Origin of the sequence: Candidatus Enterococcus ikei (assembly GCF_017316105.1) — a bacterium.
Classification (GTDB): Bacteria; Bacillota; Bacilli; order Lactobacillales; family Enterococcaceae; genus Enterococcus_L; species Enterococcus_L ikei.
The window spans coordinates 1-2,534 of sequence record NZ_JAFLWD010000029.1 but is presented as its reverse complement, the minus strand read 5'-3'; the positions used below and the strand labels follow the sequence as shown (position 1 = coordinate 2,534).

General features: G+C 43.5%; 3 protein-coding genes. All 3 read right to left on the bottom strand.

Annotated elements, in window-relative coordinates; translation table 11 throughout:
* The coding region (leuD, locus tag JZO69_RS11630) for a 3-isopropylmalate dehydratase small subunit (RefSeq protein ID WP_207113039.1) at positions 1-289 on the bottom strand (289 nt) is incomplete at its 3' end.
* Positions 289-1,665, bottom strand: a complete 1,377-nt coding sequence (gene leuC, locus JZO69_RS11625; protein ID WP_207113038.1) for a 3-isopropylmalate dehydratase large subunit — start codon at positions 1,663-1,665, stop codon at positions 289-291. The genes leuD and leuC, both read right to left, overlap by 1 nt.
* 1 nt (position 1,666) lies before the next feature.
* Positions 1,667-2,534: 3-isopropylmalate dehydrogenase (leuB, locus tag JZO69_RS11620; RefSeq protein WP_207113037.1), on the bottom strand; the 868-nt coding region annotated here is incomplete at its 5' end.

Here is a 2,534-nt window from a genome sequence, read left to right as displayed (position 1 = left end):
GTCTAAAGCCATAATCGTCCAATGCCCAAGCTGCATGTTCTCTCGATGAACCTGAACCAAAGTTATCACCAGAAATCAAAATCGTCGCATCTTTATATTGTGGTTCATTTAATGTAAACTCAGGATTTGGTGTACGGTCTGGTAAGTAACGCCATTCATCAAATAAAAACTCGCCAAAACCTGTTTTTTCGATTCGTTTTAGGAATGATTTAGGAATGATTTGATCCGTATCGATATTGTCGTTCATTAGCGGAACCGTGGTTCCTATATGTTGTGTAAATGCCTCCATTATGCACCAAGCTCCTCTCTAATGTCTCTAAATGTTCCAACGATTGCAGCAGTTGACGCCATCGCTGGGCTGCAAAGGTGCGTTCTGGCCCCTTTGCCTTGGCGCCCTTCAAAGTTTCGGTTAGATGTTGAGGCACAGTGAACACCAGCTGGTACTTGGTCTGGGTTCATGCCCAAACACATGGAGCAGCCTGGTTCACGCCATTCAAAGCCTGCTTCGGTGAAGATTTTATCCAAACCGATTTTTTCAGCGGCTTTTCGAACGGGTCTTGAACCTGGTACTACGATTGCCGTAATGCCTTCTTTGACTTTTTTGCCTTTTACGATACGTGCTGCTTCTTCCAAATCGGATAGTCGACCATTGGTACAAGATCCGATAAAGACATAACCGATTTCAATATCTGATGGACGTTGACCTGGTTTTAGATCCATGTAGTTATAGGCGCGTTCATCATTCATATCCTTGATTTCTGGGAATGTGCCTGTGATCGGGATACCCATTTCCGGATTCGTGCCCCATGTGATGAAAGGAACCAATTCTTCCGCATTCAATTCTAGATCCACGTCATAAGTTGCATCAGGATCGCTTGGTAGTTTTTTCCAATCAGTGATTGCCGCTTCCATATCTTCTGGCGCGTATTCTCTGCCACGTACATATTCAAAGGTTTTCTCATCCGGCGCCATCATTCCCATTTTTGCGCCGCCTTCGATGGCCATGTTACAGATAGTCATGCGTTCTTCCATCGTTAGATTTTCAATCGTTTCCCCGTAAAATTCAACCGCATGTCCCACACCAAAATCAACGCCGTATTTTGCGATCAAGGCTAGAATAATATCTTTGGCATACACGCCTTTTGCAAGCTTTCCAGTGATTTTTACACCCATCGATTTTGGTTTATTCTGCCAAATACATTGTGTCGCAAAAACATGTTCGACTTCACTTGTCCCGATACCAAAAGCCAAGGCTCCGAATGCGCCGTGTGTCGCTGTATGTGAATCCCCACAAACGATGATTTTACCAGGCTGTGTCAACCCTGTTTCAGGTCCAACCATATGCACGATTCCTTGACGGTCACTGCCGTTATCACAAAGCGTTACACCAAATTCTTCACAATTTTTCTGCAAAGCTTCGATTTGTTTTTTTGCCACCAAGTCTGTGATATTAAAGATATCATGTGTTGGAACATTATGATCCATTGTGCCAAAAGTTCTATCTGGTCGACGGACTTTTCTGCCTGCTTCTCTTAGTCCTTCAAAGGCTTGTGGCGACGTTACTTCATGGATCAGATGAAGATTGACGTAAAGTAGTTGTGGTTCTCCAGCGACGCCTGATACCACATGTTGTTCCCAAAGTTTATCAAATAGTGTTTTTCCCATGCTAAGCACCTCTCAATTCTTTTAATACGGCTTCGGTAAAGTCTGTAGTTGTCGCTTTACCACCTAAGTCGGTTGTTAGAATTCCTTGATTCATGACACGATCACAAGCAGCTTCAATCTTCTGCGCTGAGTTTTCTAAGCCAAATGATTGACGTAACATCATCGCAACCGACAAAATCATCGACATTGGATTGGCGATATTTTGATTGGCGATGTCTGGTGCTGAGCCGTGGATTGGTTCGTATAATGACGGACCAGATTCGCTATGGCTAGCGCTTGGCATCATGCCAAGTGATCCTGGAATCACCGATGCTTCATCACTTAGAATATCACCAAATAGATTTTCTGTGACGATCACGTCGAAGGCTTTTGGTTTTTGGATCATGACCATCGCCGCTGAATCGACTAATTGGTGTTCTAAAATACAATCCGGAAATTCTTTGGCCACTTCTTCTGCTGTTTGACGCCATAATTTACTTGTTGCTAGGACATTAGCTTTATCGACAGAAGTGACTTTTTTATTTCTAGTTTGAGCGATTTCAAAGGCTTTTCTGATAATGCGTTGGATTTCAGCTTTTGAATAGGTACATAAGTCTGAAGCTTCAGTTTCACCTAGTTGTTTTTCCCCAAAGTAAATACCTCCTGTGAGTTCGCGGACAACAACGAAATCAACGCCTCGAACGTTTTCTTCTTTCAATGGAGATAAATGAACCACTGCATCCGGTACGGATATTGGACGGATATTGGCAAAGAGCCCCAGAGCTTTTCTTAAACCAAGTAAGCCTTGTTCAGGACGCTTTGGCGCATTGTCCCAATTTGGACCGCCGATTGCACCTAGTAAGATCGCATCGGCTTTTTCACACGCGTTT

Bases quoted from the DNA above. Each gene is read 5' to 3' on its own strand.
- leuC (WP_207113038.1), bottom strand. From the start codon at position 1,665: ATGGGAAAAACACTATTTGATAAACTTTGGGAACAACATGTGGTATCA.